Annotated in this window: 12 protein-coding genes; 4 read left to right on the top strand and 8 right to left on the bottom strand. The window is 72.4% G+C overall.

Annotated elements, in window-relative coordinates; all coding sequences use genetic code 11:
* Positions 1–30: 30 nt before the first annotated feature.
* Positions 31–1,524, top strand: a complete 1,494-nt coding sequence (locus tag DEO23_RS06240; protein ID WP_109275617.1) for a flavin-containing monooxygenase — start codon at positions 31–33, stop codon at positions 1,522–1,524.
* A 15-nt stretch (positions 1,525–1,539) separates the two neighbouring features.
* Here DEO23_RS06240 and DEO23_RS06235 read toward each other — a convergent pair whose 3' ends face one another.
* The 6 genes from DEO23_RS06235 to DEO23_RS06210 form a co-directional block, all read right to left on the bottom strand.
* On the bottom strand, positions 1,540–3,114 hold the full coding sequence (locus DEO23_RS06235) for a cytochrome c oxidase assembly protein (protein WP_109275146.1): 1,575 nt from the start codon (positions 3,112–3,114) through the stop codon (positions 1,540–1,542).
* Positions 3,111–3,551 carry a fluoride efflux transporter FluC gene (locus DEO23_RS06230; protein ID WP_109275145.1) on the bottom strand — a complete coding sequence of 147 codons (441 nt, stop codon included), beginning with the start codon at positions 3,549–3,551 and terminating at the stop codon, positions 3,111–3,113. The genes DEO23_RS06235 and DEO23_RS06230 overlap by 4 nt, the downstream gene beginning before the upstream one ends.
* Positions 3,548–4,222, bottom strand: a complete 675-nt coding sequence (locus DEO23_RS06225) for a fluoride efflux transporter FluC (RefSeq protein ID WP_240613249.1) — start codon at positions 4,220–4,222, stop codon at positions 3,548–3,550. Before DEO23_RS06225 ends, DEO23_RS06230 begins: the two co-directional genes overlap by 4 nt.
* Before the next feature lie 106 nt (positions 4,223–4,328).
* On the bottom strand, positions 4,329–5,876 hold the full coding sequence (locus DEO23_RS06220; RefSeq protein ID WP_109275143.1) for a dihydrolipoamide acetyltransferase family protein: 1,548 nt from the start codon (positions 5,874–5,876) through the stop codon (positions 4,329–4,331).
* Positions 5,877–5,906: 30 nt separating this feature from the next.
* Positions 5,907–6,890 carry an alpha-ketoacid dehydrogenase subunit beta gene (locus DEO23_RS06215; protein ID WP_109275142.1) on the bottom strand — a complete coding sequence of 328 codons (984 nt, stop codon included), beginning with the start codon at positions 6,888–6,890 and terminating at the stop codon, positions 5,907–5,909.
* Positions 6,890–8,044, bottom strand: a complete 1,155-nt coding sequence (locus DEO23_RS06210) for a thiamine pyrophosphate-dependent dehydrogenase E1 component subunit alpha (protein ID WP_109275141.1) — start codon at positions 8,042–8,044, stop codon at positions 6,890–6,892. Before DEO23_RS06210 ends, DEO23_RS06215 begins: the two co-directional genes overlap by 1 nt.
* A 188-nt stretch (positions 8,045–8,232) precedes the next feature.
* Between DEO23_RS06210 and DEO23_RS06205 the strand changes: the two genes are divergently transcribed.
* Positions 8,233–9,747 (top strand): amino acid permease, encoded by a 1,515-nt coding sequence (locus DEO23_RS06205; RefSeq protein ID WP_109275140.1) that lies wholly within the window; start codon positions 8,233–8,235, stop codon positions 9,745–9,747.
* 63 nt (positions 9,748–9,810) lie between these two features.
* Here DEO23_RS06205 and DEO23_RS06200 read toward each other — a convergent pair whose 3' ends face one another.
* A complete protein-coding gene (locus DEO23_RS06200; RefSeq protein WP_109275139.1) occupies positions 9,811–11,010 on the bottom strand; it encodes a hypothetical protein in 1,200 nt (399 codons plus the stop codon).
* 60 nt (positions 11,011–11,070) lie between these two features.
* Here DEO23_RS06200 and DEO23_RS06195 point away from each other — a divergent pair, with 60 nt between their 5' ends.
* The gene (locus DEO23_RS06195) at positions 11,071–11,916 is read left to right on the top strand and encodes a spermidine synthase (protein WP_165831746.1); all 846 of its coding nucleotides are present in this window, start codon (positions 11,071–11,073) and stop codon (positions 11,914–11,916) included.
* 30 nt (positions 11,917–11,946) lie between these two features.
* On the opposite strand, the gene DEO23_RS06190 is transcribed toward DEO23_RS06195, so the two are convergent.
* Positions 11,947–13,098, bottom strand: a complete 1,152-nt coding sequence (locus DEO23_RS06190) for a histidinol-phosphate transaminase (RefSeq protein ID WP_109275137.1) — start codon at positions 13,096–13,098, stop codon at positions 11,947–11,949.
* Between the two features lie 119 nt (positions 13,099–13,217).
* On the opposite strand from DEO23_RS06190, the gene DEO23_RS06185 reads away from it, so the two are divergent.
* Positions 13,218–13,622, top strand: coding sequence for a phage holin family protein (locus tag DEO23_RS06185; protein WP_109275136.1), 405 nt, complete (start codon positions 13,218–13,220; stop codon positions 13,620–13,622).
* The last annotated feature ends 12 nt before the right edge of the window (positions 13,623–13,634 follow it).

The raw sequence follows: 13,634 nt of genomic DNA, 5'->3' as shown, positions 1-13,634 counted from the left end.
CTCCAGTTCCGACCCGGAAGGCTCCTCGCGATGTCCCACGCCTCCGTCACGCCGCACACCTCCTCGGACGCGGCCGACGTGCTCGACGCCCCCACCCGCGAGAAGGTGCTGGTCGTGGGCGCCGGCCCCGCCGGCCTCGCCGCGGCCGCCGCGCTCAAGGCCCTGCGCGTCCCCTTCGACCTCGTCGACGGCAACAAAGACGTCGGCGGGATCTGGAACGAGGAGCGCGAGGACTCCCCGGTGTGGCCCGCGATGGAGATGGTCTCCTCGACCCGCTTCACGCAGTACGAGGACATGATCCAGCCGGTCTCCTTCCCGCCCTTCCTGCGGCCCGGGCAGATGGCGAAGTACCTGCGTGCCTACGCGGCACGCTACGAGCTCACCGACCACTTCCTGCCGAAGGTCTCGGTGCGCACCGCGACCCCCTTCGACGAGGAGGGCGTGTGGCAGGTGGAGCTGTCGAACGGAAAGGTCGCGGTCTACTCGGCCCTGGTCGCCGCGCACGGCATCTCCGGGCGCCCGCACCTGCCCCGCTGGGCCTCCGAGGTCCCCGACGAGGTCCGCACCCTGCACGCCGCGCAGTGGACGGGCAGCGACGGCCTCGAGGGCAAGCGGGTGCTGATCGTCGGCTCCGGTCAGTCCGCCGCCGACATCGCGGTCGACGCCGCACGGCGCGCCCTCGAGGTGCGCTGGTCGGTGCGCACGGGCCACTGGGTGGTGCCGCGATCGATCGGCGGTCGCCCCGGCGATGTCGCCGCCTCCCACGAGCCGTCCCTGCTGGGACCGCTCAACGAGAAGATCGCCGAGCAGGCCGTCCGGCGCACCATCGGCGATCCGCAGTCGCTGGGTCTGCCGCGTCCGTCGGCCTCCCTCCTCGAGGACGCCGTGATCATCTCCGACGAGCTGGCGCCGCGGATCCGCGACGGCCGGGTCACGCCGACCGGCGACGTCGAGTCGATCGCTGCGGACGCCACCGTGTCCTTCTCCGCGGGCGCCGAGTACACGCCCGACGTGATCGTGTTCGCGACCGGCTACGAGCAGGCCTCCGAGTACCTGCCCGAGGACGTGGTGCCCCGCACCGCCGACGGCGAGCTCGACCTGTTCCTGGGCACGTTCCCCCGAGGTCGCGACAACCTGGTGCTGCTGGGTCAGCAGCGCGTGAACGGCGGTGTGCTGCCGCTGCTCGTCGAGCAGGCCGACGTCGCCGCCTACGCCCTGCACGCGATGCGCAGCGGCTCCGCGCAGGCCGAGGAGTTCCGCAGGATCCGCGAGCGCGGTGACTCCGAGGTCCCCGCGCACGAGGCGCGCGAGGAGTCCGGTGTGCGCGGGAAGCTGGAGTCGCTGCTGCCCGGGCGCCGCGAGGACCAGCGCTCCGACGCCGGGGCGGCCGCTGCCTCCCGCTCGACCGGGGCGTCCGCTGCATCTCGCTCGGCCGGGGCGTCCCGCGACGAGGGCCTGGTCCCGTTCGTCGACCGGGATCGACTGCTGGGCCGTCTGCGTTTCGTGCGCGGGCTGTTCGCCTGACCCGGGGACCGCAGTTCAGGCCCGTCGCGGGGCGCGTCCCGTCCGTGACCGAGCGACCAGGGCTGCCAGGGCGAGGGCCGCGAGGATGACGAGGAACCATCCGCCCGTCTGCTGATCGGCGAGAGCGTCCGCGCGCCAGCTGCGGCCCGTCGCCCCGAAGCGGTCGGGCACGAGCAGCACGTGTCCGAGCGCGAGCCCCAGCCCGCTCGCTGCGAGACCCGCGACCGGCAGTGCGGCGAGGACGGCGCGAAGGATCCGGGGCACGGTCCGCAGCACTCCCCGGTCCAGGCTCCACCAGGTGAGGGCTCCGGCCAGCGCGGGGAGCAGGAGCAGCAGCTCGTGTCCGGGGATCGAGGCGAGGCCCGGTCGCAGCAGCCACGGCGTGGCGTGCACGAGCACCACCGCACCGGTCGGCCCGAGGGCGAGCACGGGAGCGAGCCAGGGGTCGCGGGCGAGCAGACCCTGCAGTCTCCTCGGTGCCGGGACCGCGCTCGCCAGCAGCGGACCGACGAGGACCAGCAGCAGTCCCTGCTGGATCAGGTGTGCGGAGCTCAGCACCGGCGCGTAGACCCCGAGGGGGCCGCAGGAGATCCAGGCCAGCAGGAGCAGACCGGCGGCGGCGCGGAGCCTCCTCCCCCGGGGTCCTTCGCGCAGCACCCCCACGAGCAATGCCCCGAGGAGCAGGATCCCCGCGAGCACCAGTGCGTCGGGGCGCCAGGCGGTGAGCAGCGCGAGAGGTCCCGGGGCGGGCGGCAGATCGCGGCCGGTCAGCACCGTCGCGGGACTCGTCCCACGGGTATCGGGACCGGTCGGTGCCCCAGCGGTGGCATCGAGCGCGGCGGCCAGCACGAGGGCGAGCAGCAGCAGGGGGAGGACCACCCGGGGTATCCATGATCCTGCGTCGCCGGCCCTGTCCGCGGCGGCGGTGCGCGCACGGCGAGCGCTCATGATGACCAGCGCGCCGAGCGCCAGCACGACCGCGCTCTCGCCGAGGGCGAGGACATCGCGCCCGCTCTCCCCCGGTGCGCCGAGCTCCGAACGGTGCAGGATCAGCAGCCACGCCCCGCTGCCCGCCACCAGGATCCAGGCCACGAGGGGCCGGGTCGCCGGCGGGAGACTGCTCGGCGAGGCCATGCGGCGTGCAGCACGGCGCGCCTCGCCCCGCAGTGCGGCGCCGACCGCGAGCAGCCCAGCCCACGTCGAGAGCGCGAGGACGTGCACGAGCGCGGGCAGGACCGCGTCGATGTGCGGGTATCCGGCACCGTGGCTCCCGAGCACACCGACCGCGATCCCGATCGCGGCGAGCCCCGCGCAGATCCACGCCACGGCGCGGCCCTCCAGGGCGACGGCCAGCATCACGACGAGCGCGGCGCTCCCGGCCCCGATCAGCGGTGCGGGCCCGGGCCCGGCGAGCAGATCCGCGGCGAGCACCAGCACCCATGCCCCGCCGCAGACGGCGAGGGCGCCGCGGGCCCGGTGCACCGGCCCGCTCCCGGCGAGCAGGGCCGCACCGAGGGTGCCGGCGCCCTCGAGCACGGCGAGGAGGTGGAGGGCGGCGGCGAGCACGGGGAGGTCGAGCGGAGCGCTCACGCGCCACCCGTCGCGCCGGTGCCCTGGGTGACCAGCACTCCCACCCAGAGCGCACCCATCCCCACGGCGACCGTGACCAGCAGGTACCCGACGGCCAGCACCGGGGTGCCGCGCCGGGCCAGCTGGACCACGTCCCGCGCGGCACCGGCGAGCGTGGACATGCCACCGCAGAGCCCGGCGCCCAGCAGCAGGAAGAGGTAGCGCAGCGACCCCGTGGGCTCGGCGCCGATGCGGGTGACGACGATGCCCAGCACGAAGCAGGCCAGGACGTTCGCGATCACCGTCGGCCAGGGGACGACCTCGACCAGGATCGAGGAGGACCCTCGCGAGGACACCAGCTTCGAGAAGCCCTCGTGGATCCCCCAGCGGGCGACGGCACCGAGCCCGCACCCCACCCCGACGGCGAGCAGCGCGAGGATCGCGAGGAGGACGGTCATCGCTCCTCCTCCGGTGTCTCGCTGGGCGTGGAGGAGGAGAGCGTGCGGTGCGGCTCGACCTCGGCGGGCGTGTCCGCGCCCATCACGCTCACCCCTCCGGTGGCGGCGACGGATCCGGTCCGCCGCGGCCGACGCCGCACGGTGCGGCGGTGGATCAGGGAGGCGAGGCCGATGCCCAGGACGACGCCGAACACGGCGCCGAACGCGGTGATCGCCCCGTACATGAAGGCGAGCGCCGGGAAGCCCGCGCCGATCATGGCCGATCCCTCGAGGACCAGCCCGGAGTAGATGGTGAACCCCTCGAGCAGCCCGATCCCCAGCAGCGGACGCATCCAGCGCGGAAGATCGGGGCGCTTCTCCAGCAGGCCCGTGAGGAGTCCGAGGCCCACGCAGCCCAGCACGTTGACCAGCAGGGTCCCGCGCGGCAGCTCGATCAGCGTGGGCGTGGAGATGGTGGGCATGGCCAGCGTGATCAGCTCCCGCAGGACCCCTCCCACGGCGCCGCCCGCGGCGATCAGCAGGGCGGTGCGCTGCCAGGACAGCGCCGGCAGGGCGGGTCCCGAGCTGAGGGTCTCGGTGTCCTCCTCCTCGGCACTGAGGCTGAGGGCCTCCATCTCGACGGTCCGCATGCGCGGATCGTCGCGGCGGCGCGGAGCGGGAGGCGGGGTCACCGCACCAGCGTACCGAGCCGGAGCGGCTCGGTACGACCGGCCGACGCGCAGGCCGAGGTGCAGGCCGACGCGCAGGTCGTGGGCGGGGTCGCACCGCCGGGGCGGCTCAGCCCCACACGAGTCCCAGCTGCGGCTGCTCGAGGACGGCGGAGATGTCGCGCAGCAGCTCCGATCCCAGCGCGCCGTCGATCAGGCGGTGGTCGAAGCTCAGGGCGAGCTGGGTGACCTCCCGGACCTCGATGCTCCCGTCGACCGCCCAGGGCTTCTGCTTGACCGCGCCCATGCCCAGGATCACGGACTCCCCCGGGTTCAGGATCGGGGTGCCCGAGTCGATGCCGAACACGCCGAAGTTCGTCACCGTGATGGTGCCGTTGCGGGTGGCCGACAGCGGGGTGGAGCCGGAGCGGGCCGTCTTGGCGAGGTCGTTGATGCCCTCGGCGAGCTCCTTGAGGGTGAGCAGGTGCGCATCCTTGATGTTGGGCACGATCAGCCCGCGCGGGGTGGCGGCGGCGATGCCGAGGTTCACGAAGTGCTTGTAGACGATCTCCTGGGCGTCCTCGTTCCACGAGGCGTTGACCTCGGGATTGCGACGGATCGCGACCAGGAGCGCCTTGGCGACGATCGCGAGCGGGGAGATCCGCACGTCGGCCCACTCGCGGGAGGCGCGCAGGGTGCGCACGAGGTCCATGGTCGCGGTCATGTCGACCTCGTTGAACACGGTCACGTGCGGCGCGGTGAAGGCGCTGGAGACCATGGCCTCGGCGGTGCGCTTGCGCACCGAGCGGATCGGCACCCGCGTAGTGCGGTCATCGCTCGTGACCCCGGAGAAGGACTGCTGGTCCATCGGCTGCGAGGTCGCGGACTTCATCGCCCCGTGCAGGGAGGCGGGGGCCTGCGGGGACTCGTCGGGGAAGTAGTCGCCGTCGGCCGGGGCGGGCTCGTCGCCGATCGCCCGCTGCTGCGCGGCCAGCACGTCCTCACGGGTGACGGTGCCGCCGGGGCCGGTCGCGAACACGTCGGCGAGCGCGATGCCCAGGTCCCGCGCGAGCTTGCGCACGGGCGGCTTGGCGAGGATGCGGTCGATCGGCACCTGCTGGTCCTGGTCCTCACCGTCCTGGGCGGCGACGCGGCGGCGCCGGCGCGACGCACCCGAGCGCGTGCCGTAGCCCACCAGGTTCTTGGGCTGCTCCTCCTCCGCGGCGCTCTCGGTGGCCTCCTGCGCCTGCGTGCCGGGCTCCTCGGCCGACGGGTCGGCCGCCGGTGCGGCGTCCTCCTCGGCGCCGGAGTCGGCGGGGGGCGCTGCCTGCTCCTGCGCGCTCGTGCTGTCCTGCGCGCCCGTCCCCTCCCCGGCGGTGGCCTGCTGCCGGGCAGCGGCGGCTTGGTCGGACCCTGCGCCGTCGCCGCCGTCGGGGTCGGTGTCGACCTCGATCAGCGGGGCGCCGACGACGACCTCGTCGCCCACGGAGACCAGCACGCGCGTCACCCGGCCGGCGATGTGGCTGGGCAGCTCGACGGCGGACTTGGCGGTCTCCACCTCGATCACGGGGTCGTTGATGGCGACGGTGTCACCCACGCCCACCTTGATGTCGAGGATCTCGGCCTCGGTCAGCCCCTCCCCGGGGTCGGTGAGGGTGATCATGACGAGGGTGCTCATCGGAGGGTCCTTCCGTGGGGCAGGCGGGGATCAGTATGCGAGGGAGCGGTCCACGGCGTCGAGCACGCGGTCCACGTCGGGCAGGTAGGACTCCTCCATCCGCGCCGGCGGGTAGGGGGTGTGGTAGCCGCCCACGCGCAGCACCGGGGCCTCGAGGTGGAAGAAGCACTCCTGGCTGATGCGCGCGGCGATCTCACCGCTGATGGACCCGAAGACGGGCGCCTCGTGGACGATCACCAGACGGCCGGTGCGGCGCACGGACTCGGCGACGGTGGCCGTGTCCAGCGGGGAGATCGAGCGGGCGTCGATCACCTCGAGGTCCAGTCCGTCCTCGCTCGCGGCCTCGGCGGACTCCCGGGCGAGCGAGACCGAGGGGCCCCACGCGAGCAGGGTCGCATCGGTGCCGGGGCGCACCACCTGCGCGGTGTGCATGTCGATCTCGGGCCGGGTCTCCGTCTCCACGTCGCCCTTGACCCAGTACTGCTTCTTGGGCTCGAAGATGATCACCGGGTCGTCGGACTCGATGGCCCCGCGGGTCATCCAGTAGGCGTCCTGGGCGTTCGAGGGGGTGACGATCCGCAGCCCGGCGGTGTGGGCGAACAGCGCCTCGGGGCTCTCGGAGTGGTGCTCGACCGCCCCGATGCCGCCGCCGTAGGGGATGCGGATGACCATCGGCATGCGTACCGAGCCGCGGGTGCGGTAGTGCATCTTGGCCAGCTGGGTCGTGATCTGGTTGTAGGCCGGGAAGACGAAGCCGTCGAACTGGATCTCGGCGACGGGCCGGTAGCCGCGGAAGCACAGTCCGATGCCGGAGCCGATGATGCCGGCCTCGCCCAGCGGGGTATCGACCACGCGCTGGGTGCCGAACTCCTTCATCAGGCCGTCGGTGACGCGGAAGACGCCGCCCAGGGCGCCGATGTCCTCGCCCATCAGCATGACCTTCTCGTCCATCCGCATCGCGTCGCGCAGGCCTGCGGTGATCGCCTTGGCGATCGGGAGCTTCACGGCGGCCATCAGCGCTCCTCCCCCGTGGTGGTCTCGTCCTCGAACTGGGCGCGGAACTGCACGAACTCCTCGCGCTCCGCCTCCACCAGCGGGTGGGGATCGGCGTAGACGTTGCGGAACATCTCGATCGGATCGGGGTCGGCCATCGCGTGGATCTGGTGGTGCAGCGCCATCGCGAGGTCGTGCCCCTCCTCGTCGCAGCGGGTCACGAAGGCCTCGTCGATCTCGTCCTGCGCCTCGAGGTAGGTGCGCAGACGGTCGATCGGGTCCTTGGCCGCCCACTCCTCCTCCTCGGTGCTGTGGCGGTAGCGGGTGGGGTCGTCGCTCGTGGTGTGCGCGGCCATCCGGTAGGTGAGCGCCTCGATGTAGCGGGGCCCCTCGCCACGGCGGGCGGCGTCCAGGGCGAGGCGGACCGCCCCGTAGACCGCGAGCACGTCGTTGCCGTCGATGCGGACGCTGGGGATGCCCCAGCCGCGGGAGCGCTGCGCCAGCGGCACCCGCGACTGCACGCTGGTGGGCACGGAGATCGCCCACTGGTTGTTCTGGGTGAAGAAGACGCAGGGCGCCTGGAAGGAGGCGGCGAAGGTGAAGCCCTCGCTGACCTCGCCCTCCGAGGAGCTGCCGTCGCCGAACAGGGCGAGCACGGCGGTGTCGGACTCGTCGTCGCCGGTGCCCACCAGCCCGTCGCGCTGCAGGCCCATCGCGTAGCCGACGGCCTGCGGCGCCTGCGCGCCGAGAACGAGCATGTACGGGTGGGTGCGCAGCTCGTAGGGGTCGTAGCTGCCGTGGGCGATGCCGCGCCAGACGTCCAGCAGACGCCAGGGCTCGATGCCGCGCGCCCAGGCGATGCCGTGCTCGCGGTAGGTGGGCACGAGGTAGTCCTGGGTGCGGGCGGCGTGGCCGGCCCCGATCTGGGCGCCCTCCTGCCCCAGCGCGCTCGCCCACAGGCCCAGCTGACCCTGACGCTGCAGGGAGGTGGCCTCGAGGTCCGCCGCACGGATCATCACCATGTCGCGGTAGTACCGGCGCAGGTCCTCGCCCGTCAGGTGCGCGACGGCAGCGTCGAGCTCCTCGTGCGGGGTGCGGGTGCCGTCGGGCGCGATGAGCCGAACGAGCGGCTCGTCCTCGGCGTTCTGGGGAATCGTTGTGCGGAAGACGCTCACGGGAGCGAGCGTAACCTACGGATCCGTAAGTTCCAATCGGTGGCACTGCGCGACCGGTCACCCGGGCCCGTCGCCCGCCCACGCCGCGCGAGGGCGCTTGTTGTACTCTCGGCGATCGATCCCGCTGCAACGGCGGGCTGGGTGGACCCGGCCCCCCTTCGATCCCGGCACCCCCACCCGAGGAATCCATGACCAGCGCCACCCCCACCCCAGAGCGCGCGCCGACGCACGGCGACCCGGAGCTGCAGCGGAAGCTGGCCCCGCGCCACTTGAACATGATCGCCATCGGCGGCGCGATCGGCACCGGCCTCTTCGTGGCCTCCGGCGCGACGATCAGCGGCGCAGGCCCGGGCGGGGCGCTGGTGGCGTACGCCGCGGTCGGCTTCATGGTCTACCTGCTCATGCAGAGCCTGGGCGAGATGGCGACGTACCTGCCGGTCGCCGACTCGTTCGAGACCTACGGGACCCGGTTCGTCTCCCCCTCGTTCGGCTTCGCGCAAGGCTGGAACTACTGGTACAACTGGGCCGTCACCGTGGCCGCCGAGCTGGTGGCCGCCGCGCTCGTCATGGGGTACTGGTTCCCCGACGTGCCCTCGTGGATCTGGTCGCTCGGGTTCCTGGCGCTGCTCTTCCTGCTGAACGCGGTGTCGGTCAAGGCGTTCGGCGAGAGCGAGTTCTGGTTCGCCTCGATCAAGGTGATCGCGGTCCTGGCGTTCCTGGTCGTGGGCGTGCTGATGATCATCGGCATCCTCGGCGGCGACTCACCGGGCCTCTCGAACTGGACCCGCGGGCAGGCCCCCTTCGTCGACGGCTGGACGGGCCTGCTGTCGATCTTCATGATCGCCGGCTTCTCGTTCCAGGGCACCGAGATGGTCGGCGTCGCGGCCGGCGAGGCGCAGGACCCGGAGCGCACGATCCCGCGGGCGATCCGCTCGATCTTCTACCGCATCATGCTGTTCTACATCGGGGCGATCACGATCATCGGCTTCCTGCTCCCGTACGCGGACCCGCGGCTGCTGAGCGCCGACGAGTCGCACATCGCGGTGGCCCCGTTCACGCTGATCTTCGACAAGGCCGGGATCCTGGCCGCGGCCACCATCATGAACGCGGTCATCCTCACCGCCATCCTGTCGGCCGGGAACTCGGGGATGTACGTGTCGAGCCGGATGATGTTCGCGCTCGCCAAGTCCGGCAAGGCGCCACGGTTCTTCGCGGGCACGACACGGCGCGGCATCCCGCTCGCGGCGGTCGGGGCGACCACGACGATCGGCGCCCTGTGCTTCCTCACCTCGCTGATCGGCAGCGGCGGCGCCTACACCTGGTTGGTCAACGCCTCGGGCCTGGCCGGCTTCATCACCTGGCTCGGGATCGCGTGGAGCCACTACAACTTCCGGCGCGCCTTCCTCGCACAGGGTCACGACCTCTCGGAGCTGCCGTTCCGCGCCCGCTGGTTCCCGCTGGGCCCGCTGGTGGCCGTCGTGATGTGCGCGGTCGTCATCATCGGTCAGAACTACGAGTCGTGGCTGACCGGGTCCCCGGACATCAGGGGCATCCTCACGGCATACATCGGCCTGCCGTTCTTCCTGGCGCTGTGGTGGGGCCACAAGCTCATCGCGCGCCCCGAGCGCACCCCGCTCGAGCGGGCCGATCTCACCCGCCCGCACCGCGGCCCCGCGACGGAGTCACTCCCGACCGACGCGTGACGGCGACGGCACGACGCGTGACCCCGGCGCCGCAGCCGAGCGGCACCTCGCTCGGGTCCGCCCTCAGTCCCAGGTCACCGGGTGCTTCTCGTCGGCGAGGTCGACGGAGGGTGTCCCCATGCCACCGCCGAAGAGCAGCTCGCAGGTGCCGGACTGCCCGCCCTTGGTGCACGTCACCTTGGTGTCCACGGTGCCGACGCTGGTGCCCGTGACGTAGGTGGGCTCCTCGGAGTCGGGCGTCGCCTCCATCTTGTCGATCGTGCGCTGGGTCGTGTCCGGGAGGCTCCGCTCCACGGTGTCCTCGGTGATCTTCCAGCCGTCGGTCGAGGCGTCGCTCAGATCGCCCATGCCGCACCCGGCCTTGAGGGTCTTCTGCTTCAGGCACGTGTCGACGGAGGACTGCACGGCTGTGCGGAACTCCTTCTGGCCGTCGTCGTTGAGTTCCGGCTCGGGCCACTCGACGTCGGAATCCGCGGAGGCGAAGGTGAACGTCTCGGCACCGTCGAGGTCGAAGTACTCGTTGCTGATGCCTGCCTCGTAGGCGCCGGGGAGCAGCACGACCGAGGTGTCGGCCTCGACCTCCGCCCCGTTCAGGGTCGGCTTCAGCCCCTCGAACGACGTCGGCACCCTGGTGTCGTAGTCGACCCCGGTGGTCTGCTCGTAGGTGCCGTCGTCGTCGTAGTCGTTCGCGCTGATCTTCGCGGACGCCTGCTCGTCGCCGACGGTGTACTCCACCGTCACCTCGCCCTCCATCGTCGTCATCGTCGGGGTGCCGACGGAGACGTTCTTGACGGGCGCCTTCTCGAGGGCCTTCGCGTAGTACTCCTCGTCCAGGGCCACGGCTCCGTTGGTGCCCTGCTGCGAGACGAGCTCGAGCGCGGGCTTCGGGTCGCCGGCCGCCAGGGCGTCCATGTAGTCCTGGGCGATCGCGGTCACCTGCTCCTCGGGGGACGCGTTCTTGCGGCCACCTCCCTCACCGCCCCGTCCCAGGCCGACGGCGATCGCGATCACGACGACGAGCACGATCACGAGGAAGAAGGCGATGGCGGCGATCACCAGGCCGATGATCAGGCCCGTGCGGTTCTTCCGCGGCGGCTGGTTCCCTCCGCCCGGCCCTCCGAAGGCGTCGGGTCCGCCGAAGGCGCCCGCACCCTGCGCGCCCTGCGCACCCGGGTACTGCTGGCGCCAGGGACCGTGCTCCCCCTGCCCGTCCTGGCGCGGCCGGCCGTTCTGCGGGCCCTCGGGCATCGTTCCGGTCATCATCGTCCCCCTCCGCCGCGTCCGGTATCCGCGGCACGTTCCGCCCGAGTCTAGGCTGAGGGCGTGACCCATCGCGCACAGCGTCCCGCGACCAGGAGCGTGCGCCTCGCGCAGTCGGACTCCGTCGCCCGGATCCGACCCGACGGATACAGCGAGCACGGCTTCGCGCTCGACGTCGGAGGCATCGAGCAGTCGCACGTGGATCTCGAGGACCCGACGGTGATCCGCCACGAGTACCTGCGGCGCATCGCGCACGTGGTCGACACCGGCGCCGCGCCCGGGACGCCCGTGCGGGTGCTGCACCTGGGGGCGGGCGCGCTCACCCTGGCCCGCTACGTGCAGGCGACCCGGCCGGGCTCGCCCCAGGTCGTGGTCGAGATCGAGCGGGAGCTGCCCGACCTCGTGATCTCCGCACTCCCGCTCCCGCCCGGGACGGACCTCGAGGTCCGCATCGGGGATGCCGCCGAGCAGCTCGCGCAGCCGGGGACCGAGCTGGCCGCCCTGTTCGACGTGATCGTCGTCGACGTGTTCAGCGGGCAGAGCACCCCGGAGCACCTGACGCGCGAACTCTTCTTCGCCGACGTGCTGGACCGGCTGGACACGCACGGCGTGATGGCCGTGAACGTGGGCGACGACGCGGGCCTGCGCTTCTTCGCCGCGCAGGCGAGGGCTCTCGACGCCGCCACCGAGGAGGCGGGCCTCGCGGGCGCGTGGGCCCTGGCCGACGAGCACGTGGTGGGCTCTCTCGAGGCGGGGAACCTGGTGCTCGCCGCGGGGCCCGGCCTGGAGCGCTCACGGGGCGCGGATCCCGAGAGCCTGCGGGAGCGCTGGCTCTCGGGCGGTCCGCATCCGGCCACCGTGCTGGACCCGGCCGAGACCATCCGGCTCATCGACGGCATCGACGGATGAGCGGCCGGGCGGCGGACCGGGCGCCCGACCTCACTCCCCCGTCGCGTCCTCCTGGGCGGTGCGCCATTCCTGCGCGATCGCGAGCAGCAGGTCGTCGGCCTCCCGGGTCGCCACGGTCACCCGCACGCCGTCGGTGCCGTAGGCGCGGACCACGAGTCCGCGGGCATCGGCGAAGGCCGTGAACTCGGCGCTGCGCTCCCCGAGCGGGAAGTACACGAAGTTGCCCTGGGAATCGGGCAGGTCCCAGCCCTGGGCGGCGAGCACCTGCAGCATCCGCGCACGCTCGCCGCGGATCCACGCGGCGCGGTGGTCGAGCTCGGCGGCGGCATCGGGATCGAAGGTCGACAGCGCTGCGGCCTGCGCGATCGAGCTCGCACCGAAGGGGACGGTGACCTGGCCGAGAGCGGCCGCGAGGCGGGAATGGGCGACGGCGTAGCCGATCCGCAGGCCGGCGATGCCCTGCATCTTGGAGAAGGTGCGCAGCAGCACCACGTTGCCGTGCTGGGCGAAGAGGCGGGCGGTGTCGGCCACCTGCACAGGGTCGACGAACTCGCGGTACGCCTCGTCGAGGGCGACCACCACGTGCTCGGGCACGCGCTCGAGGAAGGCCTCGATCTGCGCGGTGGTGAGCGCGGGCCCCGTGGGGTTGTTCGGCGTGCACAGGATGATCAGCCGCGTGCGGTCGGTGATCGCGGCAGCCATGGCAGGAAGATCGTGCTCGTGGTCCGCGGTGAGCGGGACCTGGACGTCGACGCCGCCGTGGGAGCGCACCAGGATCGGGTACGCCTCGAAGGAGCGCCAGGCGTAGATCACCTCGTCGCCCTGGTCCACGAGGGCACGCACGAGGTCGCCGGAGACCGCGACCGAGCCCGTGGACAGGGCGATGTTCTCGGGGCCGATCCGCAGGTGGCGAGTGGTGTGGTGCTCCGCGATCGCGGAGCGCAGCTCGGCGGCGCCCATGTCCGGGTAGAGGTTCGCGTGCTCGGTCGCGCGGGCGACGGCCTCGAGGACCTGCGGGAGCGGCTCGAAGGGCGACTCGTTGGAGGAGACCTTGTACCGGCGGATGCCGTCCTCCGGCGCCGGCCTCCCGGGCACGTAGGCGGGCAGGGACTCAAGGGCCGCGCGCAGCCGGATGTTCTCGGCGGGGGCCTGGGGGCGGGTCTCGGGCGGGGTCTCTAGCATGAGCCCAGGCTATGGCCGATAACCGGCCTCGCGCTGGGAACCACGAGATGTGAGCGCGAGCCGAGGGAGTCGGGCTACCCCCATGTCCCCTCCCCACCCTCTGTGATGGACTTGCCGGCATGTTCAGGTTCCTCGGGCATCTCATCATCGTGGCCGTCGCCCTCTGGCTCACCTCGCTGCTGCTGCCGGGCATGCACCTGGGAGGCGGCGAGGGAACGCTCGTCGGCCAGGTGCTCACCGTCGTGGGCGTCGCGCTGATCTTCGCGATCGTCGACGCGATCGTGAAGCCGATCCTCTCGTTCCTCGCCCTCCCGCTGACCTGCCTCACGCTGGGCTTGTTCATGCTGGTCATCAATGCGGTGCTGCTGCTGCTGACCTCGTGGGTCGCGGGATGGTTCGGCCTGCCCCTGGCCTTCGACGGCTTCTGGTGGGCCCTGCTGGCGGGCGTGATCGTCGGCGTCCTCTCCTCGGTCTTCGAAGCGATCCTCGGCGCCGACGGGGGCCGTGACCGGGCGGACGCCTGAGCACGCCGCTCC

The organism is Brachybacterium endophyticum (assembly GCF_003130585.1).
Lineage (GTDB): Bacteria > Actinomycetota > Actinomycetes > Actinomycetales > Dermabacteraceae > Brachybacterium > Brachybacterium endophyticum.
The sequence above is the reverse complement of the archived record's forward strand: the minus strand, read 5'-3'. Positions and strand labels throughout refer to the sequence as shown.

Bases quoted from the DNA above. Each gene is read 5' to 3' on its own strand.
- DEO23_RS06240 (WP_109275617.1), top strand. From the start codon at position 31: ATGTCCCACGCCTCCGTCACGCCGCACACCTCCTCGGACGCGGCCGAC.
- DEO23_RS06230 (WP_109275145.1), bottom strand. From the start codon at position 3,551: ATGACCGTCCTCCTCGCGATCCTCGCGCTGCTCGCCGTCGGGGTGGGG.
- DEO23_RS06220 (WP_109275143.1), bottom strand. From the start codon at position 5,876: ATGAGCACCCTCGTCATGATCACCCTCACCGACCCCGGGGAGGGGCTG.
- DEO23_RS06215 (WP_109275142.1), bottom strand. From the start codon at position 6,890: ATGGCCGCCGTGAAGCTCCCGATCGCCAAGGCGATCACCGCAGGCCTG.
- DEO23_RS06205 (WP_109275140.1), top strand. From the start codon at position 8,233: ATGACCAGCGCCACCCCCACCCCAGAGCGCGCGCCGACGCACGGCGAC.
- DEO23_RS06200 (WP_109275139.1), bottom strand. From the start codon at position 11,010: ATGATGACCGGAACGATGCCCGAGGGCCCGCAGAACGGCCGGCCGCGC.
- DEO23_RS06190 (WP_109275137.1), bottom strand. From the start codon at position 13,098: ATGCTAGAGACCCCGCCCGAGACCCGCCCCCAGGCCCCCGCCGAGAAC.
- DEO23_RS06185 (WP_109275136.1), top strand. From the start codon at position 13,218: ATGTTCAGGTTCCTCGGGCATCTCATCATCGTGGCCGTCGCCCTCTGG.